This is a genomic window from Cupriavidus campinensis, from assembly GCF_905397395.1.
Classification (GTDB): domain Bacteria; phylum Pseudomonadota; class Gammaproteobacteria; order Burkholderiales; family Burkholderiaceae; genus Cupriavidus; species Cupriavidus campinensis.
The window spans coordinates 53,202-74,047 of record NZ_CAJPVH010000019.1; the positions used below are offsets into that span (position 1 = coordinate 53,202).

The following is a 20,846-nucleotide window of genomic DNA, read 5'->3' on the forward strand; positions in this document are numbered from 1 at the left end:
TTCCCCCATCGCCGCGCGCGCCTTTATTGGGGCGCCCGCGGCGATGTCGTTTGTCATGAAGCGAGTGGCTCCCGCTTCTGCATCACGACGCCCAATCGCCCGCCCTGGGTTAAAATTCGCCCCACCTTCGGCCTTGCGCCGGCCCCCACAAGACGCAGTCAGGAAGTACAAGTGAAAAGTGACGAAAAATCAACGGCTTACGCGGCCGGCGTAGCCAATTTGCCCCGCGTGGGGTTTGTCAGCCTGGGCTGTCCGAAGGCGCTGGTGGATTCCGAGCAGATCCTGACCCAGTTGCGCGCCGAAGGCTACGCGATCAGCGGTACCTATAACGATGCCGATCTGGTCGTGGTGAACACCTGCGGCTTCATCGACGAAGCCGTGCAAGAGAGCCTGGACGCCATCGGCGAGGCCCTGGCCGAGAACGGCAAGGTCATCGTCACGGGTTGCCTGGGCGCCAAGAAGGATGCGGCCGGGCACGACATCGTCTCGTCGGTTCACCCGAAGGTGCTGGCCGTGACCGGCCCGCATGCGCTGGGGGAGGTCATGCAGGCCGTCCACACGCACCTGCCCAAGCCGCACGATCCGTTCACGGACCTCGTGCCGCCGGCCGGCATCAAGCTCACGCCCAAGCATTACGCCTACCTGAAGATTTCCGAAGGCTGCAATCACCGCTGCTCGTTCTGCATCATCCCGTCGATGCGGGGTGATCTGGTCTCGCGTCCGGTGGCGGAAGTGATGCTGGAGGCTGAAAACCTGTTCAAGTCGGGCGTCAAGGAGCTGCTGGTGATCTCGCAGGACACCAGCGCCTATGGCGTGGACGTGAAGTACCGCACCGGCTTCTGGAATGGCCGCCCGCTCAAGACCCGCATGACCGAACTGGTCGGCGCGCTGGGCGAACTGGCCAGCCAGTACGGCGCCTGGGTGCGCCTGCACTACGTGTACCCGTACCCGCACGTGGATGAGATTATTCCGCTGATGTCGCAGGGCAACGTGCTGCCGTACCTCGACGTGCCGCTCCAGCACGCCCACCCGGACGTGCTCAAGCGCATGAAGCGCCCGGCCAATGCCGAAAAGACGCTGGATCGCATTCGCGCCTGGCGCGAGATGTGCCCCGAGCTGACCATCCGCAGCACGTTCATCGCCGGGTTCCCGGGCGAGACCGAGGAAGAGTTCCAGACGCTGCTCGACTTCATCGCCGAAGCCGAGCTGGACCGCGTGGGCTGCTTCGCCTATTCGCCCGTGGACGGCGCCACCGCGAACGACCTGCCCGGCGCGCTGCCGGACGAGGTACGTGACGAGCGCCGCGCGCGGTTCATGGAGGTGGCCGAGGAAGTTTCCGCGCGCCGCCTGCAACGCAAGGTCGGCCAGACGCTGCGCGTGCTGGTGGACGAGGTGAACCAGGATGGCGGCGTGGGCCGGTCGTCCGCCGATGCGCCCGAGATCGACGGTCTGGTCTATATCGACCCGGCCGCGAAGCCGTCGCAACGCTACAAGACCGGCGACTTCGTCCACGTGAAGATTACCGGCGCCGATGGCCACGATCTGTGGGGTGAAGTGGTTTAAACGTCACTGCCGGGCCCGGGACATTAGGTAAAAGTACGGTCGTTCGTTTTGGGGTGGCCGGGACTATACTGTGCGCCGCAACATGAACTCATGGAGACAAGACATGACGCGTGAAGTGGTGGTTGTCAGCGGTGTGCGCACCGCAATCGGCACCTTCGGCGGCAGCCTGAAGGACGTGGCCCCGACCGATCTGGGCGCGCTGGTCGTGCGCGAGGCACTGGCCCGCGCCAACGTGTCCGGCGACGACGTCGGCCACGTGGTATTCGGCAATGTGATCCAGACCGAACCTAAAGACATGTACCTGGGCCGCGTGGCGGCCGTGAACGGCGGGGTGTCGATCAACGCCCCCGCACTGACTGTGAACCGTCTCTGCGGTTCGGGCCTCCAGGCCATCGTCAGCGCCGCCCAGTCCATCCTGCTCGGCGATGCCGACGTGGCCATCGGCGGTGGCGCGGAGAGCATGAGCCGCGCGCCGTACCTGGCGCCGATGGCGCGCTGGGGCGCGCGCATGGGCGATGCCAAGCTCGTCGACATGATGCTCGGCGCGCTGCACGACCCGTTCCACGCCATCCACATGGGCGTGACGGCCGAGAACGTGGCCAAGGAGTACGACATCTCGCGCGCCCAGCAGGACGAGGCTGCGCTGGAGTCGCACCGCCGCGCGTCGGCTGCCATCAAGGCCGGTCATTTCAAGGACCAGATCGTTCCCGTCACGCTGAAGTCCCGCAAGGGCGATGTCGTGTTCGACACCGACGAGCACGTTCGCCACGACGCCACCATCGACGACATGACCAAGCTCAAGCCGGTCTTCGTCAAGGAAAACGGCACGGTGACGGCGGGCAATGCGTCGGGTCTGAACGACGCGGCGGCCGCCGTGGTGCTGATGGAGCGCGCCGAAGCCGAGCGCCGTGGCCTGAAGCCGCTGGCGCGCCTGGTGTCCTACGGCCACGCCGGCGTGGACCCTAAGACCATGGGTATCGGCCCGGTGCCGGCCACCAGGATCGCGCTCGAACGCGCCGGCCTGTCGGTCAAGGATCTCGATGTGATCGAGGCCAACGAGGCCTTCGCTGCCCAGGCGTGCGCCGTGACCAAGGCGCTCGGCCTCGATCCGGCCAAGGTCAACCCGAACGGCTCGGGGATCTCGCTGGGCCATCCGATTGGTGCGACCGGCGCGCTGATTACCGTCAAGGCTGTGCACGAACTGCAACGCGTGCAGGGCCGCTATGCGCTCGTGACGATGTGCATTGGCGGTGGCCAGGGCATTGCTGCTATCTTTGAGCGTATCTGAGTCCTGATCCGGGGTTTGCCTTGCTGCGTCCGATGCCTTTCCGCCTGACCGTTGTTGCCGCGTTCGCGGTGTTCGTTCCGCTGGCCGCCCAGGCGGCTGGCAGCGAGTCGTTGTCAACAGGTGGGCAGGGCGGGCAGGGCAGTCTCGGCATCAACGAGGCCATCCGCGCTGGGGAAGCCCGGCGCGGGACGTCGCTGTCCTCGGGCCCGGTCGGCTCGCTGGCGCCGCGCTCCGAGTACGCGAAGTTCCCGGTCTACGTCGGCAATGTCGGCGACAAACAAGTGCGGCTGCGCGTCGGCCCCAAGACCGATACCCGCGACAGCCTGCAGGGCGAGTACGCCTCCGGCGACGGCAAGGGCGGTGTGCGCCTGTTGTCTGGCGAATGGAACGAAGGCGCCTTCCTGATGGAAGAGTCCGATGACGGCACGCGCGTCTCGGGCAACTGGGAAGGCCGCATCGACCAGAGCGGCGCGGTGAGCGGCACCTGGACCGACGCCTTCAACCCGGCCATCGTGCTGCCGTTCTTCATCCGCCCGCTTGGCGGCTACCTCGTTATTCCGCCATTCGACATGCGGCCCAGCAGCGGCGTCACCTATGCGCCGCCCGTGCCGAAATCCTCGATCTCGATCGGCAACTCGCGCTGAGCCAGATCAGGCGCGGTGACGGTGGCCTCTCGGCCAGCCCGGCATTTGCTGGTAAGCTCGGACGTCTGATCCGACCTTCCGCAAACGAGGATTTCGCCGTGTCCGACCGTTCCCAATCCGACGCCTCCCGCTACCTCCAGACGCTGGCTGTCCAGCCCGAACTCGACATCGCGCCGGGCTTCGACTCGTTTTCCACGCCGACCTATCGCGGCTCGACCGTGGTCTTCCGCAATCTGGACGAATTGCGCGCCTATGGCGACCCCACGAAGACCTACTGGCGCTACGGCCTGCACGCCACGCCCACCAGCGAGGCGCTGTGCCAGCAGCTTGCCCAGATCGAAGGGGGCCGGCATACCCTGCTGCTGCCGTCCGGCATGGGCGCCATCTCGCTGGTCTATTTCGCGTTCCTGAAATCCGGCGACGACGTGCTCGTGCCGGACAACGTCTACGGCCCCAATCGCGACCATGGCGAATGGCTGGCCCGCGAATTCGGCGTGAGCGTGCGCTACTACCACCCCATGGCGGGTGCCAGCATCGCGTCGATGATCCGGCCCAACACCAAGCTGATCTGGCTCGAGGCGCCGGGCTCGGTGACGATGGAAGTGCCCGATACCGAGGCCATTGTCGCGGCCGCCAAGGCGCGCGGCGTGCTCACGGCCATCGACAATACCTGGTCGGCGGGCGTCTACTTCCAGCCGTTCGCGAAGGGTATCGACATCTCGGTGCAGGCACTGACCAAATACCAGTCGGGCGGCAGCGACGTGCTGATGGGCGCCGTGATCACGGCCGACGAATCGCTCCACAACCGCCTCAAGCGCACGCGCATGGTGATGGGCTGGGGCGTGTCCGCCGATGACTGCTTCCTGGTCCTGCGCGGCATGGCAAGCATGCCGGTGCGGCTGGCCGCGCATGACCGGTCCGCGCGCGAGATTGCCGAATGGCTGACCAAGCGGCCCGAGGTGACGCGCGTGCTCCATCCCGCGCTGCCCGATTGCCCCGGCCATGCCGAATGGCGGCGCGACTTCACCGGTGCGAGCGGGCTGTTCTCGATCATCCTGCACAGCCGTTTTGGGCGCGAGCAGGTGGACGCCTTCGTCGAGGCCCTGAAGCTGTATGCGATTGGCTGGTCGTGGGGCGGGGCGCACAGCCTGGCCGTGCCGTACCACGTGGACACCATGCGTCCGGCGGGCACGTGGCCGCCGGCTGGCTGGGAGAATGCGGGGGAACTGGTGCGGCTCTACATCGGCCTGGAAGATTCACGCGACCTGATCGCGGACTTGAAGCAGGCGATGGAACAGCACTTGCGCTGAGGGGAAAGCAGAAGGCGTCTCTCCCCGATGGAGAGAGACGCCGGCACATCAAGACGCGTCGGCCTTGCGCAGGGCCGGTTGCGCGGCCTGCTCGGGTGTGGCCGGACGCAGCGCCCAGACCGATTCCGCCGGGCCGTTGTGCGCACGCCGCTGCGTGGCACGGGCCAGCACCACGTAGCCCACCGCCAGCGCGATGGCGCCGATATCGAAGCCAGCCACGCCCCAGCGCCCGTGCAGGGCGGCCACGATGAAGTGGTCGCCGGTCAGCAGGGCATTGGCGAGCGGCACGGTCAGCGAGGCCAGTGCTGCCACATAGAGCAGCTCGACGGCCGCCCGCACGGGCGGACGCACCAGCGACCAGCCCACCGCCAGCAGGAACACCGGCCAGAACACATAGCTCACGGCGCGCTCGGGCCACAGCAGCGCGGCCGGGAAGCACAGCGCCACGCCGATACAGGTGCCGATGCACACGCCCACCGTGGCCTGCGCCAGCAGGCGATGCACGCGCGGCTGCTCGGCCTGGCGCGTCTTGCGGCGCGACTCGATCCACAGCAGGTTGCCCGAGTAGAACAGGAACGCACCCGCCAGGCCCGCCAGCAGGTAGACGATCCGCACGGGCAGGTCGCCGTAGGTGCCGTAGTGCAGTGCGAAGATGCCGCTATACAGCGTGTGATTGGTGTCACGCGCGCCGGGGGTCTGGTTGGCGATCAGCTTGCCGGCGTTCGGCTCGTTGGCCGCCGCGTGGATGCCCACGGAGCCGCCATTGCCCAGCGCCCGCTCGCTGTCGCCACGGACTTCGGCCACGGCATTGGCATCGCCATAGCGCTGGAAGCGGATGGCCTCCGGCGTGAAGCGCTCGCCGCCGTGCTCGCGTGCGATGGCCAGCAGCTGCGCCGCCGGCATGGTCGGCGAGGCCCGGCCGGCGGCCGTCATTTCCGGCGTGGCCGCAATCGCGGTGGGCACCTGTTCCATCAGCTTGCCGTTGAAGGTGAGCATGTTGAACACCATCACCATGACCAGCGACAGGCACAGGAACGCCCCCGTGACCGCGAACACCATGTGGAACGGCAGGCTGAACAGGCCGACCACGTTGTGCGTGTCCATCCAGAACCGTTTCAGGTTGCGGCCCGGCCGCACCGCGAACAGGTCCTTCTTGAGGCGCGGCAGGTGCAGCAGCACGCCGGACACCAGCGCCAGCCCGTACAGCACCGAGATGATGCCCATGAAGTACGTGCCGTTCAGGCCCAGGCCGAGCGAGTAGTGCAGCGAGTTCAGGAACGCCGACAGCTCCCCGGTGACACGGTCGAGCGAGGTGTCGCGCTGTGCGGCGGCGTCGCCGTTCAGGGCCGTGCCGTTCATGGTGTGCCACGCGCCGGTCTTGTCCTGCCAGTAGGCGTTGAAGTCCGGCTCTTCCTTGCTCGGCAGCGACACGTAGACGCTGGCGGCGGCATCCGGATGCACGGCCACCAGTTTCTGGACGAAGGCGTCGACGGCCGGGCCATCGACGTGCACCTCGGTGGCGTTGCGGCCTTCCAGGCGGGCCGGGTTCTGCCAGATGTGCAGCTCGTGGTGGAAAACCGTGATGGCGCCCGCGAAGAAGGCGATGAACAGCGCCCAGCCGGCCATCAGGCCAACCCAGGTATGCAGCGTCTGGTAGAGGCGGAGGGTATTGGGTTTCATGGGGAGGTCCTCACGACCCGGCCAGCGCGGACGCGGCGGGCATGGTGTTCGTCAGGCGCAGCGCCCACAGGACGCCGAAGCAGATCAGGTTGGCGCCGCCCAGCCAGAGCCACGCGGCCGCGCTGGTGCGGAACAGCAGGCTCAGGCTGATCAGCGTTACCCAGCCGACGAAGCTGAGCAGCACCGCCGCTACCACGCCGCCATGCCAGCCGCCTGGCAGCCAGAGGATGCCCAGCGTGCACAGCGCGATGGCCAGGGGCAGGCCCAGCAGTGTCCCGGCAAGCCATTTCGTGCCCATCATGCTGCGCTCCCTTCCCGGCGGTGCAGCCCGCGGCGATGGTGGGCCCAGGTGCCGATGAACGGCCACAGGGACAGGCTGCAGGTCAACGTGACCAGCGTGGCCGCGATGGCCACCGGCCAGCCCTCGGGCACGCTCATGGTCCAGGCGCTGGCGATGGTCAGCAGCACGCCGAGCCAGCCCAGCAGCCGGGGCGGCAGGGGTGCGCGGCCTTCACCGCCGGCGGTGACAAAGAGAACCTGGTTCGGCGCGGCGAGATACAGGCACGCAGCCGCCGCCAGTCCTAGCAATACAGCGAACGCTTGCATGCGAGCGACATCGGAATGGTTGGAATACCGAATAGTAATGATTCGCATTTGTTTTCACAAGGAAATCAATACGTTGCGTTACAGTTCGGCCGCCGAAAAGGGACGAAAAACCAGGGGAAATGCGATGCGGGCGCCGCCCGGAGCCAGATTCCGGGCGGGCAAGAGGAGGGATTTAGTGCGGGAAGAGGTTCAGCAGGCCGTCCAGGCCGACGTGGTTGAACGCGACGCTGGCCTGCGCGCGCACCACCGGTTTGGCGCGGAAGGCGACGGAGAGGCCGGCCACGGCCATCATCTTCAGGTCGTTCGAGCCGTCGCCCATGACGATGGCCTGCGACACATCGGCGCCGATCTGCTCGCAGACCCCACGCACCGTGCGTGCCTTGACGTCCGCATTGACGATTTCGCCGACCACCTGCCCGGTGAGCTTGCCGTCGACAATCTCCAGCGTGTTCGCGCGCGTGAAGTCCAGCTTCAGGCGCGGCTTGAGCTGGTCGGTGAAGTGGACAAAGCCGCCTGACACCAGCAGTGTGCGCATGCCAAGTGCCTGCACCGTCTGCAACATCCGCTCCGCACCCGGAGACAGGCGCAGGCGCTCCGCGTAGACGCGGTCCAGCACGCTCGCATCCAGCCCCTTGAGCAGGGCCACGCGGCGACGCAGGCTTTCGTTGAAATCGGTGATCTCGCCGCGCATGGCGGCTTCCGTGATGGCCGAAACCTCGGCCTTCAGTCCGCAAAAGTCGGCAATTTCGTCGATGCACTCGATCGTGATCAGCGTCGAGTCCATGTCCATGGCCACCAGCCGGAAGTCCGAGAGCTTGCGCCCGGCCGGCACCACAGCCCAGTCGATGCCGCGCGGGCCGCAGGCTTCGTCCAGCGCTTTATGCAACGCGGGCGTCAGCGGGGCGCAGTCGTCGGCGGCCGCGACGTTGGCCGCGCGCAGCGTGAAGGCGGAGGCGTCGGCGATGGGGCGGATGGCGTCGAGATCGGCGGGCGACAGCGGGGACAGGCTCTGGAGAATCAGGGGCATGACGGCAGGGGGGAAGTCGGGGCGGGGCGCGCAAAGCGAGGAAGGCGATATTGTAAGCGCACCGCCTTCCTGCTCAAACGCTCAAGCAGCTCAGGCGGCCACGCGCAGGCTGTCCACCACCTTGTGCAGGAAGGCCTCACACGCTTCCAGCTGGTCGAGCGCGACGAACTCGTCCGGCTTGTGGGCTTGCTGGATGTCGCCGGGGCCGCAGACCACGGCCGGGATGCCGGCGCGCTGGAACAGGCCGGCCTCGGTGCCATAGGCCACCTTGTTGGTGTCCCGGTCAGCGGTCAGCGCGCGCACCAGTTGCGTGATGGCGTCGGCCTCGGCGGCGTCGAGCGACGGCGCGGCGGCAATCTTCGCCAGCGTCAGCCCCGCGTCCGCATGCTCGGCGCGCATCTTCGGCAGCAGCACGCCATTCGCATATTCCTGAATTCGCGCGAAGATCGCCTCGGGATCGACGCCCGGCAGGTTGCGGAACTCGAACACGAACTCGCACAGCGCCGGGATGGTGTTCAGCGCGATGCCACCCTGGATCGTGCCGGTGGAGGCCGTCGTGAACGGCACGTCGAAGGCCTGGTCGTACGGGCCGTTGGCCTTGAATTCATCGGCGATGTCGCGGATGAAGCAGATCAGCCGCGCCGCGTATTCGATGGCGTTCACGCCCTTCGGCGTCAGCGACGAATGCGCGGCCTGGCCCTTCACGCAGCAGCGGTAGGCGTTGATGCCCTTGTGCGCCACGATCACGCGCATGCTGGTCGGCTCGCCGACGATGCAGCCGCCCGGCCGCACGCCACGGTCTCGCAATTCGGCCAGAAGATACGGCGCGCCCATGCAGCCGATCTCCTCGTCGAACGACAGCGCGTAGTGCACCGGCTCGCGCAGCCTGGCTTCCAGGATGGTTGGCAGCAGCGCCAGGCTGGTGCCGATGAAGCCTTTCATGTCGCAGGTGCCCCGCCCATAAAGCTTGCCGTCGCGGATCACGGGCTTGAACGGGTCGGTGGTCCAGTTCTGGCCGTCTACCGGCACCACGTCGGTGTGGCCGGACAGCACGATGCCGCCGTCGGTGGCGCCATTGGCCGCCGGCACGGTCACGAACAGGTTGGCCTTGTCGCCCTGCGGGTTGTAGCTCAGATGCGGCCGCAGCCCCTTGGCCAGGAAGTGGTCGCGCACGGCCTCGATCAGGCCGAGATTCGAATGGCGCGACGTGGTGTCGTAAGACACCAGCCGCTGGGTCCAGTCGAGCGCGCTGCCGCGCGGCTTGGCTGCGGTGGCGGAAGATTGGGCGTTGGCGTGGGCAGGCATGGGGCGGAAAGATGATTGATTCGTCAAGGAAGCGATGCTACACCGTCACGCCAGTTGGCGCAGCGTGTGCTTGATGGTCTGGGCGCGCACGGCCACATCGGGCATCTTGGCCTCGATGCGCAGTTTGTCCTGTCCGGCCAGCTTGATATGGCGGTTCTTCTGCACGAGGTCGATGATGCGGATGGCGTCGATCGGCGGGTTCGGCACGAACTGCATGCTGATGCTGGCCTCGCCCGCATCGATCTTGCGCACGCCCAGCGGCACGGCGGCGATGCGCAGCCGGTGCGTCTCCACCAGCGCCTGCGCCTGCGGCGGCAGGCGGCCGAAGCGGTCGATCAGCTCCTCCTGGATGTTGTCCACGCTCTCGGCCGTCTCGCAATTGGCCAGCCGCTTGTAGAGCGACAGGCGTTCGTGCACATCGGCGCAATAGTCGTTCGGCAGCAGCGCCGGCGTGCCGAGGTTGATCTCGGTGGTCACCTGCAGCGGGGCCATCAGGTCCGGCTCCTTGCCCGCCTTGAGTGCCTTCACGGCGGCGTTGAGCATGTCCGTGTACAGCTGGAAGCCGATTTCATGGATTTCGCCCGATTGCTTGTCGCCCAGCACCTCGCCCGCGCCGCGGATTTCCAGGTCGTGCATGGCGAGGTAGAAGCCGGAGCCGAGTTCCTCCATCTGCTGGATGGCCTCCAGCCGGCGCTGCGCCAGTTTGGTCAGGCCGTCCACGTCATGCACCAGCATGTAGGCATAGGCCTGATGGTGCGAGCGGCCCACGCGGCCCCGCAGCTGGTGCAGCTGGGCCAGGCCGAACTTGTCGGCGCGGTGGATCAGGATGGTGTTGGCGGTCGGCACGTCGATGCCGGTTTCGATAATCGTCGTGCAGAGCAGGATGTTGTCACGCCGCGCCACGAAGTCGCGCATCACGCGCTCCAGCTCGCGCTCGTGCATCTGGCCATGGGCCACGGCGATACGCGCCTCGGGCACCAGTTCCATCAGCCGGGCGCGCTTGTTCTCGATGGTCTCGACCTCGTTATGAAGGAAGTAGACCTGCCCGCCGCGCTTCAGCTCGCGCAGGATGGCCTCGCGGATCACGCCGTCTTCCTCGCGTCGCACGAAGGTCTTGATTGCCAGCCGCTTCTGCGGCGCCGTGGCGATGACCGAGAAGTCGCGCAGGCCCTCCAGCGCCATGCCCAGCGTGCGCGGGATGGGGGTAGCGGTGAGCGTCAGCACATCCACCTCGGCGCGAAGTGTCTTGAGCGCCTCTTTCTGGCGCACGCCGAAGCGGTGTTCCTCGTCGATGATGACCAGGCCCAGGCGCTGGAACTTCACGTCGTCGGAGAGCAGCTTGTGCGTGCCGATGACGATATCGACGGTGCCTTCGTTGATCTGCTTGATGGCCGCGTCGATCTCCTTCCTGGTCTTGAAGCGCGACAGCTCCACGATGCGCACCGGCCATTCGGCAAAGCGGTCGGACAGCGTCTGGAAGTGCTGCTCCGCCAGCAGCGTGGTCGGCGCGAGCATGGCCACCTGCTTGCCGCCGAGCACGGCCACGAAGGCGGCGCGCAGGGCCACTTCGGTCTTGCCGAAACCTACGTCGCCGCAGACCAGCCGGTCCATCGGCTTGCCCGAGGTCATGTCCGCGATCACGGCGGCGATGGCGGCGGCCTGATCCGGGGTCTCCTCGAAACCGAAGCTTTCGGCGAAGGTCTCGTAGTCCTTGGGCTGTAGCGGGAAGGCAAAGCCCTGGCGCAAGGCGCGCCGCGCGTACAGGTTGAGCAGCTCGGCGGCGGTGTCGCGGATCTGCTGCGCGGCGCGGCGCTTGGCCTTGTCCCACTGGCCCGAGCCCAGGTGGTGCAGCGGCGCGGACTCCGGATCGGCGCCCGAGTAGCGCGAGATCACATGCAACTGGTGCACCGGCACATACAGCTTGCTGCCCTTGTCGTAGTCCAGGTGCAGGAATTCCTCCTCGCCCTGGCCCAGGTCCATCGTCACCAGCCCCTGATAGCGGCCGATGCCGTGCTCGCTATGCACCACGGGGTCGCCGATCTTCAGTTCGGCGAGGTCGCGCACCATCGAATCGACGGCGCTGGCCTGCTCCTGCTTGCGGCGGCCCGTGCGGCGCGCGGTGCCGGCGTAGAGTTCGGCCTCGGTCACGAAGGCCAGTTGCGCCCGCGGCAGCGCAAAGCCGCTTTGCAACGGCGCCACGGCGATCGAGAAATGCGCGTCGCCGGCCAGATAGGCGGCGAAGTCATCCACGGGCTGCGGGCGCAGGCCGCTCTCGGCGAAGAGCTGCATCAGCGTCTCGCGCCGGCCGGCAGAGTCGGCGCACATCAGCACGCGCGTGGCCTTGTTCAGCAGCAGGGCTTCGAGGTTGACCAAGGGGTCTTCGGCGCGGCGGTTGACCGAGACATCGGGCAGGGCGGCCGAGAACGGACTCTGCTCGGCCGTGGCCTCGCGCTGCAGCACCACGCGCGCCAGCGGCTTGGCGGCCACGAAGAACTGCTCCTCGGACAGGAACAGGTCCGCCGGCGGCAGCAGCGGGCGTTCGCGGTCGTGCCGCATGAAGGTGTAGCGCTGGGTGGTATCGGCCCAGAAACGGCGGATCGCCTCGTCGATATTGCCCGCGAAGGCCAGCTGTGTGCCGGCGGGCAGGTAGTCGAACAGGGTGGCGCTCTCCTCGAAGAACAGCGGCAGGTAGTACTCGATACCGGCAGACGGCACGCCGTTGCCAATGTCCTTGTAGATCGGCGATTTGGTCGGATCTCCCTCGAACACCTCGCGCCAGCGGCCCCGGAAGGCGGTGCGGGCGGCTTCGTCGAGCGGAAACTCGCGTCCCGGCAGCAGGCGCACTTCCTTCACCGGGTACAGGCTGCGCTGGGTGTCCGGGTCGAACGCGCGGATGGTCTCGATCTCGTCCCCGAACAGGTCGATCCGGTACGGCAGGGCCGAGCCCATCGGGAAGAGGTCGATCAGCCCGCCGCGCACGCTGTACTCGCCGGGGCGCATTACCGCGCTGACGTGCTCGTAGCCGGCCAGCGTGAACTGGGCCTTGAGCGCGCTTTCGTCGAGTTTCTCGCCCTGCTTGAAGAAGAAGGTGTACGCGGCCAGGAAGGCCGGCGGCGCCAGCCGGTAGAGCGCGGTGGAGGCGGGTACCAGCATCACGTCGCACTGGCCGGTCTGGATGTCGTGCAGCGTGGCCAGCCGCTCGGATACCAGGTCCTGGTGCGGCGAGAAGCTGTCGTAGGGCAGCGTTTCCCAGTCTGGCAGCAGCCGCACGCGCAATTCGGGCGCGAACCACGGGATTTCCTCGGCCAGGCGCTGGGCGTCGGTGGCGTTGGCGCACATCACCGCCAGCATCGGCAGCGCGCCCTGGTGTTGGCGCGCGTAGGCGGCCACCAGCAGGGCGTCGGCGGAGCCGGTCAGGCCGGCCACCGCGTGACGCATGCCGGGCTTGACCAGCGACAGGTTGGCGAAGGATGTGACAGCGTGGATGTCAGGCATTGGCAGCAAGGGCGATCGAAACGACGGCGCCCCGCCGGCAGCGCGGGCGGGGGTGCGTCATCATGGTCCGGCCCCGGAACGGAACTCCGTGGCGGTGGACAAGGGCCGTATTATAGAATGCGCACCGGCCGGTTCGCCGCCCGTCTTATTCTGACTTCGCCCCACGATCCTGTGTCTGCTCGCCGCTTCGCCCTCATTCCCTGTGCCGGTACCGGCAGCCGCGCCGGCGGCCACGTCGCCAAGCAATACCAGACCGTGGCCGGCCACCCGATGATCTGGCACGCGCTGGCCGCCTTTTCCGCCTGCGAGCGCATCAGCGCCACCGCGCTGGTGCTGGCGCCGGACGACATGCCGCTGGAATCCCGCTTCGGCGCGGAGGCGTTCGCGGGGCTGCGCTTCGATACCGCCTTCGTGGGCGGCGATACGCGCCACGCCTCGGTGCTGGCCGGCCTGCATCACCTGGCCCAGCTCGGCGCCACGGACAGCGACTGGGTGCTCGTGCACGACGCCGCCCGCCCGGGGCTGACCCCGGCCATGATCGACACGCTGATCCGCGCCGTGGAGGCCGACGACGAGGCCGATGCGGCCATCGGCGGCATTCTGGCGGTGCCGGTGCCCGATACGCTCAAGCGGGCGGACGCAGGCACCCAGGTTGGCGTGCGGATCGGCTCCACGGTGCCGCGCGAGGGCCTCTGGCAGGCGCAGACGCCGCAGATGTTCCGCGTGGGTGTACTGCGCCAGGCGCTGCAGGAGGCGCTGGCCGCCGGCGCCGTGGTGACCGACGAGGCCAGCGCGATCGAGCGCCTGGGCCTGCATCCGCGCCTGGTCAACGGCTCGCTGCGCAATTTCAAGGTCACCTACCCCGAGGATTTCGCGCTGGCGGACATCCTGCTCGCGCCGGCAGCCTCGCCGGCCGACCGTTAAGCATTTTTCAGAGGAGTCGCATTGAATCCGTTCGATATCCGCATTGGCCAGGGCTATGACGTACACGCCCTGGTGCCGGGCCGCAAGCTGATCCTGGGTGGCGTGGACATTCCGCATGACCGTGGCCTGCTCGGCCATTCCGATGCCGACGCGCTGCTGCACGCCGTGACCGACGCGCTGTTCGGTGCCGCCGCATTGGGTGACATCGGCCGGCATTTTCCCGATACGGACCCGAATTTCGCCGGTGCCGACAGCCGCGTGCTGTTGCGCGAGGCGGCCCGGCGGGTGCGAGAGGCCGGTTTCGAGATCGGCAACGTGGATGCCACGGTCATCGCACAAAAGCCAAAACTGGCGCCGCATATCGGCGGCATGGTGGCGAATCTCGCGGAAGACCTTGGCCTGCCCGTCACGCGCTGTAACGTGAAGGCGAAGACCAACGAGAAGCTGGGGTTCGAAGGCCGCGAAGAGGGCATCGTCGCGCAGGCCGCGGTGCTGATCTACCGCAAGACTGGCGACGCCCAGGATTGAAGAAACTGCGCGGTCAGACGGGGGGCGGTGCGTCCTCGGGCAGGATCGCGAAGGTGTAGTCGTTCAGGCGCGCCATGGCGCCGCTGCGAGCGCCGGCTTCGGTCCGCTTCTGGAAGCCCATCTGCTGGCACAGTTTGTTGGCGGAGGCCATCTCGGGCATGGTGCGCACCACCAGCGTACTGGCGCCGATATCCCGCGCCCGCTGGATGCAGATCTGCATCAGCCGATGTCCCAGCCCCTGGCCACGCGCCTGCGGGCTGACCGACAGCAGCCGTGCCTCGGGCTGCGTCAGCGTCACGGTGCTGTCGTCCAGCGCGGGCAGCGTGGCGCCCGGATGGCAGAACAGCACGGCGCCGCTGATGCCGTGGTCGCTCTCGGCGACCCACCATTCCATGTCGGGATTGTCCTTGGCGGCCAGCACGGACTGCATGCCGCGCTGGAACGAGGCGCGGCAATCTTCCATGATCGCAAGCTCGTATTGCCCATAGGCTTGCTGCGTGACCGCGGCGATGTCGCCCCAGTCGTACGCTGCCGCCAGGCGGAAGCGAAAACGGGGGGAGGTATGCGAAGGCAAGGTACTCATGGCCTCTGGTATCCGTGTCCTTGCGTGGATTGTAGGCCGGTCGAGGCACAAGTGCATGGTTCCCGATCGCCTGTTTGCGTGTCAGACAACATGCCGCCCAGCGTATTGACATCGAAGAAAAAAACCTGCCGCCCCTTGCGGTGGCGGCAGGTCTTCCCGGCCACGCGGGCAATGCCTGCCCGGCAAGCCTTATTCGGCGGCGATCACGTTGGCGGCAGCCCCGATCACGGCGGCGATGCGGCCCACGTCGCGCAGCTGCTGCGCGCTCATGCCTTGCTCGGTCTTCAGCAACTGATAGTGCGACTTCACGCAGAAATGGCACTTGCCGATGATCGACGCGGCCAGTGCGTACATCTCGAAGCGGCGCTTGTCCACGCCACCATGGGTAGCGTAGGCGTTCATGCGCAGGCCGGCGGGCTGGCTCGACAGGTCCGGGTCCTCGGCCATCTCGATGTACGGATACCAGACATTGTTCATGCCCATCAGCGCCGCAGCCGTCTGGGCGGCGGTGACTTCCTCGGGCGACAGCACGTTCGCATTGCGGATGGCATCGACGATGATCTTGCTCTTGGCGGCGAAGGCGGCGGCGAGTGCCACGCCCACGGCGTCATTGCCTTCCAGCGACGAGCGCGCGATCGTGCCATCCACATTCAGGCGGATGTCCTTCGCGTAGTCGGGAATCAGGTTCTTAATCGTGCTGAGGAATTCCATTTATTTCTCCTATCGTCCAGGGCTCAAAAAACCCGCATTTGCGGGCTTTGACGCGGAAGCGCCGTATCGGCCACTTCCGCGCGCGCCGGTCCGCCCGGGCAGGGCGGTTGGCAGGTCAAACAAATTACAGCGTGGCGCCGCCGACAGCGCGGTTGCACGGGCACAGCTCGTCCGTTTGCAGGCCGTCCAGAATACGCAGGACTTCGTCCGGGCTACGGCCGACGTTCAGGTTGTTCACCGACACGTGCTGGATCACGTTGTCCGGATCGACGATGAACGTGGCGCGCAGGGCCACGCCGGCAGCCTTGTCACGCACGCCAAGCTGGTCCACCAGCGAGCCGGTCACGTCGGCGAACTGCCACTGGTTCAGCTTGTTCAGGTCCTTGTGTTCACGGCGCCATGCCAGCTTCACGAATTCGTTGTCGGTCGAGCCGCCCAGCACGATCGCGTCGCGATCGGCGAAGTCGTCGTTCAGCTTGGCGAAGGCCACGATTTCGGTCGGGCAGACGAAGGTGAAGTCCTTCGGGTAGAAGTAGATGATTTTCCACTTGCCTTCGAACGACTTCTCGGTGATGTCTTCGAAAGCCGACTGGCCATTCTCTTCGTGGTTGTTGAAACCCGGCTTCACGCCAACGATTTGGAACGATTCGATCTTGTCACCAACGGTCTTCATCAACTTCTCCTGATACGGTTGAACAGAGTAACGCACGCGACACGCCGGGCGGGGTGGGGCAGCACGGGACTGCAGAACGCCACGATACGGCATCGCAACAAAGCCAGATTATGACCTGTCCGATACGCGCAGGGCCAATTGATTGTCTCAAAGAGACCGATAGGCATCGGCCTTTCCCTGCACAGCGCGCGCCAAAGACGAATGGCGAGTATGCCATGTGCGGACGCACATGACGAAAGCCGCCACAAAAGTTTCATCTTGTGGCGGCGATCGGGTCGGGGCCGTATCAGGCCGTACGTATCAGGCGGCGCGCAGGGCGCCCTGCAGGCGGCGCGTGCGGAAGATGACCAGCGTGGCCACCAGCCCGCAGGCGGCGGCGAACGTCAGCCACAGGCCCGGCGCGGCCTTGTTGCCGGTTTCGTGGATCAGGTAGGTGGAGATGGCCGGCGTGAAGCCGCCGAACAGCGCCGTGGCCAGGCTGTAGGCCAGCGAGAAGCCCGCCGTGCGCACCGCCGGCGGCATCACCTCGGCCAGCGTGACCACCATCGCCCCGTTGTAGCTGCCGTACAGGAACGAGAGCCACAGTTCCACCATCAGCAGGCGGCCGAAGGAGGGCTCGGCCACCAGCCAGGACACGGCCGGGTAGGCGGTGAGCAGGGTGGCGATGGTGAAGATCACCAGCAGCGGCTTGCGCCCCACGCGGTCGGAGACGGCGCCCATCAGCGGCAGCCAGATGAAGTTGGAGAGCCCCACGCACATCGTCACGACGAGGTTGTCCACGTCGCCAAGCTTGAGCACGGTCTTGCCGAAGGTCGGCGTGTAGGCGGTGATCATGTAGAACGACACCGTGGTCATCACCACCATCATGCAGCCGGCGAGGATGATGCCCCAGTTGTCGAGCATCGAGCGGTAGATCTCGCGCATGGTCGGCTGGTGCTTGCGGGTGCGGAAGGCTTCGGTTTCCTCCAGCGAGCGCCGGATCATGAACAGGAACGGCACGATCAGGCAGCCGACCAGGAACGGCACGCGCCAGCCCCAGCTGTCCATCTGTGCCGGCGCCAGCGTGGCGTGCAGGATCACGCCCAGCAGCCCGGCGAAGATCACCGCCACCTGCTGGCTGGCCGACTGCCACGCCACGTAGAAGCCTTTCTGGCCCGGCTTGGCGATCTCGGCCAGGTAGACCGATACCCCGCCCAGTTCCACGCCGGCCGAGAACCCCTGCAGCAGCCGGCCCGCCAGCACCAGCAGCGGGGCGGCCACGCCGATCGACGCGTAGCCGGGCACCAGCGCAATCAGCAGCGTGCCCATCGCCATCAGGATCAGCGTGAGAATCAGACCCTTGCGGCGGCCGTGGTGGTCGATGTAGGCGCCGAGAATGATGGCGCCGAGCGGACGCATCAGGAAGCCGGCGCCGAAGGTGGCCAGCGAGAGCATCAGCGAGGCGAATTCGTTGCCGCTCGGGAAGAACGTACGGGCGATGGCGGCGGCGTAGAAGCCGTACACCATGAAATCGTACATTTCGAGGAAGTTGCCGCTGACGACGCGGAACACGGTACGGGCGCTGTGCTGGGAAGCCGGCGCGGAGGCGGTGCTGGACATGGCTGTCTCTCGGTCAGCGCCGGTGCGGCCGGCGACATGTTGTGGGATCGCAATGGCCGCCAGTGTGCGCCGCCGGGCTGTCAATGCCCTGTCAACTGCCTTTCAATCTGCTATCAAATGCTGTCGAAAACCTGTCAGCCGGGGCGGGGAGTGCCCCATCATGCGCGCCGGAAGCAGGCGCGCACCACCAGCCCGGTCTTGGGCGGCGGCCGATTGGCCAGCACCAGCCGCCCGCCGTTACGCTGGAGGATGCGGTTGACGATGGACATGCCCAGCCCCGCGCCCTTGGCCTCGCTGCGGGCGCTGTCGAGCCGGTAGAACGGGCGCGTCAGCAGCGAGAGCTGCGCATCGGGCACGCCGGGGCCGTTGTCCGCCACGGTCAGCACGGCATCCTTGTCATCGAGCCGGGTGGAGATCTCCACCTCGGCCATGCCGCTTTCCTCGTCCTTGGCGTAGCGGCGCGCGTTCTCCACCAGGTTGTCCAGGATGCGCTGGATCTCCATGCGGTTGGCCACCGCCATGACCGGGCCGTTGGCGCGCACGTGCACGCGCACATCGTCGTGCGCCGCATAGACGCCCACGGCGTCCTGCACCAGCGCGGAGAGATCCACCGGCTCCACCATTTCCTGGCCGGGGCGGGCGTAGTTGAGGAACTGGCCGATGATGGCGTCCATCTGCTCGATGTCGGCGATCATGGCGTCGCGCGTGATGTTGTCCACCGGCGACATCTCGGTCTCGAGCCGCAGCCGGGTGAGCGGGGTGCGCAGGTCGTGGGAGATGCCGGCCAGCATGACCACGCGGTCGTCGTCGAGCTGGCGCAGGTCCCGCACCATCTGGTTGAAGCTGCGGTTGGCCTGGGCCACCTCGCTGGCGCCGTGCTCGCGCAGCGGCGGCGGATCGCCGCCCGTGCCGATCTGGCGCGCCGCGTTGGCCAGCCGCTTGAGCGGGTAGTTCACGCGCGCCGTGATGAAGGCCGCGCCGATGATCGACAGCAGCAGCGCGGCGATACTCCACCACAGCCACTGGATGCCCGGCACGCGCTCGAAGCGCTCCGGGCTGATGGCGACCCAGTAGTCGTCCCCCTCGATCTCGAAGCTGACCCACACGCCCGGAATGTCGTTGACGGTGGTGGCGAGCACGGTGTCCTCGCCCAGCCGCCCGCGAATCTCCTGCTGCACCAGCTGGGTCAGGAAGGGGTTGGCGGTGGGCGCGGCGAAGTCGTCGTCCTTCTCGCGCGGATAGACCTTGATGCCCTCGTTCTGCACCAGGTCGAGCAGCAGGAAACGCCGCCGCGCCGGGTCGGAATAGAGCAGGGCCGCGCGCGTGAGCTTGACCACGCTGACCACCTGCATGGCGATCTGCTGGGCGCGCGGCGCGCGTTCGAAGAGCCGGTAGCTCTGGAACCAGATCCCCAGCGAGATCGCCAGCAGGAGGGCGATCAGCATGAAGGTGCGCCAGAACAGCGAACCAAAGAACCGCGTTGCGGTACGGCCGAGAGCGGTCGCCACGATGCTGACTGCGGACGAACCGGGACTACTTCACGCCATCGGGAATGAAGACGTAGCCCAGGCCCCAGACCGTCTGGATGAAGCGGGGGTTGCCCGGGTCCGGTTCGATGAGCTTGCGCAGGCGCGAGATCTGCACGTCCAGGCTGCGGTCGAATACTTCGTATTCGCGGCCGCGGGCCATTTCCATGAGCTTCTCGCGCGAGAGCGGCTGGCGCGGATGCCGCGCGAACACCTTGAGCACCGAGAACTCGCCCGTGGTGAGCGTGATTTCCTCGTCGTTCTTGGTCAGCGTGCGGGTGGCCAGGTTCAGCACGAAATCGCCGAAGGCGAAGGTCTCGGGCGTCTCCGACGGGGCGCCCGGCACTTCGGCGGGGCCCTTGCGGCGTAGCACGGCGTGAATGCGCGCGATCAGCTCGCGCGGGTTGAACGGCTTGGGCAGGTAGTCATCGGCGCCCATTTCCAGGCCGACGATGCGGTCCACGTCCTCGCCCTTGGCGGTCAGCATGATGATCGGGGTCTGGTCGTTGGCGCCGCGCAGGCGGCGGCAGATGGACAGGCCATCCTCGCCCGGCATCATCAGGTCCAGCACCAGCAGGTCAAACCGCTCGCGCAGCCAGAGCTTGTTCATGGCGGTGGCGTTTTCCGCCACCAGCACCGTGAACCCCTGCTCGCCAAGGTAGCGGCGCAGCAGGTCACGCAGGCGCGGGTCGTCGTCCACGACGAGAATCTTGTGGCTGGTATTTTCCATGGCGGTATCTTAGCGACTTACGCTTTCGCTCAAAATGGCTTAACAAAACGTTACATACTTTACCCTGTGGTATGGCGGCGTGCATCTTTTGTGCAATTACACTCCGCAGACCGTATCCCGATGCCGATTTGGCGCGACGGGAATTCACGGTGACCAAGGGGCGTCCCATCTCTCTGACGAAGGCGTTGGCATAGTGCCTGCGTCGTCCTCCAGGCGGATGTGCGACCACTGTCAAGATCGCCATTATCCAATGAAAGTGAAGCAAAACCGGCACGGACATACCCTGCACCGCACGGCGTGCGCGCGGGCGGCTTGCCATGCCGGCGCGGCCATGCTCATCGTACTGCTGCCAGCGCTTGCGCAGGCGCAGTCGGCGGGCATGGCGCAACTGCTTCGCCCCGGCCAGCCGGGCCACGCCAGCGGCGGTGCGCCCACCCCCGCCGTGCCGGGCAAGCCGGGCGGCGGGGAGCGCCTGGACCAGCGCGAGGCCCGCACCCGTGCCGAAAAGTACCGTACGGAGCGCGACATGGCCGACCGTGCCGGCCGCCAGGGCCCGCCGGGCGGGCATCCCAAGCTTTCGCCCGACGAGCGCAAGACCCTGCGCAAGAATCTCCACGACCTCGGCCGCGAGATGTACGAGGGCGGCTGACCGCC

Annotated in this window: 19 protein-coding genes; 7 read left to right on the forward strand and 12 right to left on the reverse strand. The window is 66.9% G+C overall.

What is annotated here, in order from left to right:
- The first annotated feature begins 171 nt into the window (after nt 1–171).
- The 4 genes from rimO to KHO18_RS13325 all read left to right on the forward strand — a co-directional run bounded on the left by rimO (nt 172) and on the right by KHO18_RS13325 (nt 4,805).
- Nucleotides 172–1,563, forward strand: a complete 1,392-nt coding sequence (gene rimO, locus KHO18_RS13310; RefSeq protein ID WP_313816700.1) for a 30S ribosomal protein S12 methylthiotransferase RimO — start codon at nt 172–174, stop codon at nt 1,561–1,563.
- A 103-nt stretch (nt 1,564–1,666) separates the two neighbouring features.
- Nucleotides 1,667–2,851 (forward strand): beta-ketothiolase BktB, encoded by a 1,185-nt coding sequence (gene bktB / locus KHO18_RS13315; protein WP_211943347.1) that lies wholly within the window; start codon nt 1,667–1,669, stop codon nt 2,849–2,851.
- Between the two features lie 32 nt (nt 2,852–2,883).
- Nucleotides 2,884–3,495 carry a hypothetical protein gene (locus tag KHO18_RS13320; RefSeq protein WP_144195738.1) on the forward strand — a complete coding sequence of 204 codons (612 nt, stop codon included), beginning with the start codon at nt 2,884–2,886 and terminating at the stop codon, nt 3,493–3,495.
- Between the two features lie 98 nt (nt 3,496–3,593).
- A complete protein-coding gene (locus KHO18_RS13325; protein WP_144195736.1) occupies nt 3,594–4,805 on the forward strand; it encodes a cystathionine beta-lyase in 1,212 nt (403 codons plus the stop codon).
- Nucleotides 4,806–4,853: 48 nt separating this feature from the next.
- Here the strand turns inward: KHO18_RS13325 and KHO18_RS13330 are convergent, their stop codons facing one another.
- The 6 genes from KHO18_RS13330 to mfd all read right to left on the reverse strand — a co-directional run bounded on the left by KHO18_RS13330 (nt 4,854) and on the right by mfd (nt 12,918).
- Entirely contained in the window at nt 4,854–6,485 is a 1,632-nt protein-coding gene (locus KHO18_RS13330; RefSeq protein WP_144195734.1) for a PepSY-associated TM helix domain-containing protein, read from the reverse strand.
- A 10-nt stretch (nt 6,486–6,495) separates the two neighbouring features.
- Complete coding sequence (locus KHO18_RS13335) at nt 6,496–6,786, reverse strand: DUF4175 domain-containing protein (RefSeq protein ID WP_144195732.1); 291 nt, start codon at nt 6,784–6,786, stop codon at nt 6,496–6,498.
- Nucleotides 6,783–7,091, reverse strand: coding sequence for a hypothetical protein (locus KHO18_RS13340; protein WP_144195730.1), 309 nt, complete (start codon nt 7,089–7,091; stop codon nt 6,783–6,785). The genes KHO18_RS13335 and KHO18_RS13340 overlap by 4 nt, the downstream gene beginning before the upstream one ends.
- A 172-nt stretch (nt 7,092–7,263) precedes the next feature.
- Nucleotides 7,264–8,118, reverse strand: coding sequence for a phosphoserine phosphatase SerB (serB, locus tag KHO18_RS13345; RefSeq protein ID WP_144195729.1), 855 nt, complete (start codon nt 8,116–8,118; stop codon nt 7,264–7,266).
- Nucleotides 8,119–8,208: 90 nt separating this feature from the next.
- Nucleotides 8,209–9,423 (reverse strand): acetylornithine deacetylase, encoded by a 1,215-nt coding sequence (argE, locus tag KHO18_RS13350; protein ID WP_144195727.1) that lies wholly within the window; start codon nt 9,421–9,423, stop codon nt 8,209–8,211.
- 45 nt (nt 9,424–9,468) lie between these two features.
- Entirely contained in the window at nt 9,469–12,918 is a 3,450-nt protein-coding gene (gene mfd, locus KHO18_RS13355) for a transcription-repair coupling factor (RefSeq protein ID WP_211943348.1), read from the reverse strand.
- 171 nt (nt 12,919–13,089) lie between these two features.
- On the opposite strand from mfd, the gene ispD reads away from it, so the two are divergent.
- Together ispD and ispF are read left to right on the forward strand one after the other, a co-directional pair.
- Nucleotides 13,090–13,842 carry a 2-C-methyl-D-erythritol 4-phosphate cytidylyltransferase gene (gene ispD / locus KHO18_RS13360; protein WP_186296743.1) on the forward strand — a complete coding sequence of 251 codons (753 nt, stop codon included), beginning with the start codon at nt 13,090–13,092 and terminating at the stop codon, nt 13,840–13,842.
- Between the two features lie 21 nt (nt 13,843–13,863).
- The gene (gene ispF / locus KHO18_RS13365) at nt 13,864–14,370 is read left to right on the forward strand and encodes a 2-C-methyl-D-erythritol 2,4-cyclodiphosphate synthase (RefSeq protein WP_144195723.1); all 507 of its coding nucleotides are present in this window, start codon (nt 13,864–13,866) and stop codon (nt 14,368–14,370) included.
- Nucleotides 14,371–14,383: 13 nt separating this feature from the next.
- On the opposite strand, the gene KHO18_RS13370 is transcribed toward ispF, so the two are convergent.
- The 6 genes from KHO18_RS13370 to ompR all read right to left on the reverse strand — a co-directional run bounded on the left by KHO18_RS13370 (nt 14,384) and on the right by ompR (nt 20,192).
- Nucleotides 14,384–14,953, reverse strand: a complete 570-nt coding sequence (locus tag KHO18_RS13370) for a GNAT family N-acetyltransferase (protein WP_144195721.1) — start codon at nt 14,951–14,953, stop codon at nt 14,384–14,386.
- A 189-nt stretch (nt 14,954–15,142) separates the two neighbouring features.
- The gene (locus KHO18_RS13375) at nt 15,143–15,664 is read right to left on the reverse strand and encodes a carboxymuconolactone decarboxylase family protein (RefSeq protein WP_092292961.1); all 522 of its coding nucleotides are present in this window, start codon (nt 15,662–15,664) and stop codon (nt 15,143–15,145) included.
- A gap of 124 nt (nt 15,665–15,788) precedes the next feature.
- The gene (locus KHO18_RS13380; protein ID WP_092292963.1) at nt 15,789–16,337 is read right to left on the reverse strand and encodes a peroxiredoxin; all 549 of its coding nucleotides are present in this window, start codon (nt 16,335–16,337) and stop codon (nt 15,789–15,791) included.
- A 300-nt stretch (nt 16,338–16,637) separates the two neighbouring features.
- A complete protein-coding gene (tcuC, locus tag KHO18_RS13385) occupies nt 16,638–17,936 on the reverse strand; it encodes an MFS transporter (protein WP_211943349.1) in 1,299 nt (432 codons plus the stop codon).
- A gap of 158 nt (nt 17,937–18,094) precedes the next feature.
- A complete protein-coding gene (locus KHO18_RS13390; protein WP_149136161.1) occupies nt 18,095–19,444 on the reverse strand; it encodes an ATP-binding protein in 1,350 nt (449 codons plus the stop codon).
- A gap of 25 nt (nt 19,445–19,469) precedes the next feature.
- Nucleotides 19,470–20,192, reverse strand: a complete 723-nt coding sequence (gene ompR, locus KHO18_RS13395) for an osmolarity response regulator transcription factor OmpR (protein ID WP_006576352.1) — start codon at nt 20,190–20,192, stop codon at nt 19,470–19,472.
- 331 nt (nt 20,193–20,523) lie between these two features.
- On the opposite strand from ompR, the gene KHO18_RS13400 reads away from it, so the two are divergent.
- Nucleotides 20,524–20,841, forward strand: a complete 318-nt coding sequence (locus tag KHO18_RS13400) for a hypothetical protein (protein WP_244844778.1) — start codon at nt 20,524–20,526, stop codon at nt 20,839–20,841.
- The last annotated feature ends 5 nt before the right edge of the window (nt 20,842–20,846 follow it).

What these genes read in the sequence shown, in the direction of transcription:
- argE (WP_144195727.1), bottom strand. Translation starts at nt 9,423, where the DNA reads ATGCCTGCCCACGCCAACGCCCAATCTTCCGCCACCGCAGCCAAGCCG.
- serB (WP_144195729.1), bottom strand. Translation starts at nt 8,118, where the DNA reads ATGCCCCTGATTCTCCAGAGCCTGTCCCCGCTGTCGCCCGCCGATCTC.
- mfd (WP_211943348.1), bottom strand. Translation starts at nt 12,918, where the DNA reads ATGCCTGACATCCACGCTGTCACATCCTTCGCCAACCTGTCGCTGGTC.
- KHO18_RS13400 (WP_244844778.1), top strand. Translation starts at nt 20,524, where the DNA reads ATGCTCATCGTACTGCTGCCAGCGCTTGCGCAGGCGCAGTCGGCGGGC.
- bktB (WP_211943347.1), top strand. Translation starts at nt 1,667, where the DNA reads ATGACGCGTGAAGTGGTGGTTGTCAGCGGTGTGCGCACCGCAATCGGC.
- ompR (WP_006576352.1), bottom strand. Translation starts at nt 20,192, where the DNA reads ATGGAAAATACCAGCCACAAGATTCTCGTCGTGGACGACGACCCGCGC.
- KHO18_RS13370 (WP_144195721.1), bottom strand. Translation starts at nt 14,953, where the DNA reads ATGAGTACCTTGCCTTCGCATACCTCCCCCCGTTTTCGCTTCCGCCTG.
- KHO18_RS13375 (WP_092292961.1), bottom strand. Translation starts at nt 15,664, where the DNA reads ATGGAATTCCTCAGCACGATTAAGAACCTGATTCCCGACTACGCGAAG.
- KHO18_RS13330 (WP_144195734.1), bottom strand. Translation starts at nt 6,485, where the DNA reads ATGAAACCCAATACCCTCCGCCTCTACCAGACGCTGCATACCTGGGTT.
- KHO18_RS13380 (WP_092292963.1), bottom strand. Translation starts at nt 16,337, where the DNA reads ATGAAGACCGTTGGTGACAAGATCGAATCGTTCCAAATCGTTGGCGTG.
- KHO18_RS13335 (WP_144195732.1), bottom strand. Translation starts at nt 6,786, where the DNA reads ATGATGGGCACGAAATGGCTTGCCGGGACACTGCTGGGCCTGCCCCTG.
- tcuC (WP_211943349.1), bottom strand. Translation starts at nt 17,936, where the DNA reads ATGTCCAGCACCGCCTCCGCGCCGGCTTCCCAGCACAGCGCCCGTACC.
- KHO18_RS13340 (WP_144195730.1), bottom strand. Translation starts at nt 7,091, where the DNA reads ATGCAAGCGTTCGCTGTATTGCTAGGACTGGCGGCGGCTGCGTGCCTG.
- KHO18_RS13320 (WP_144195738.1), top strand. Translation starts at nt 2,884, where the DNA reads ATGCCTTTCCGCCTGACCGTTGTTGCCGCGTTCGCGGTGTTCGTTCCG.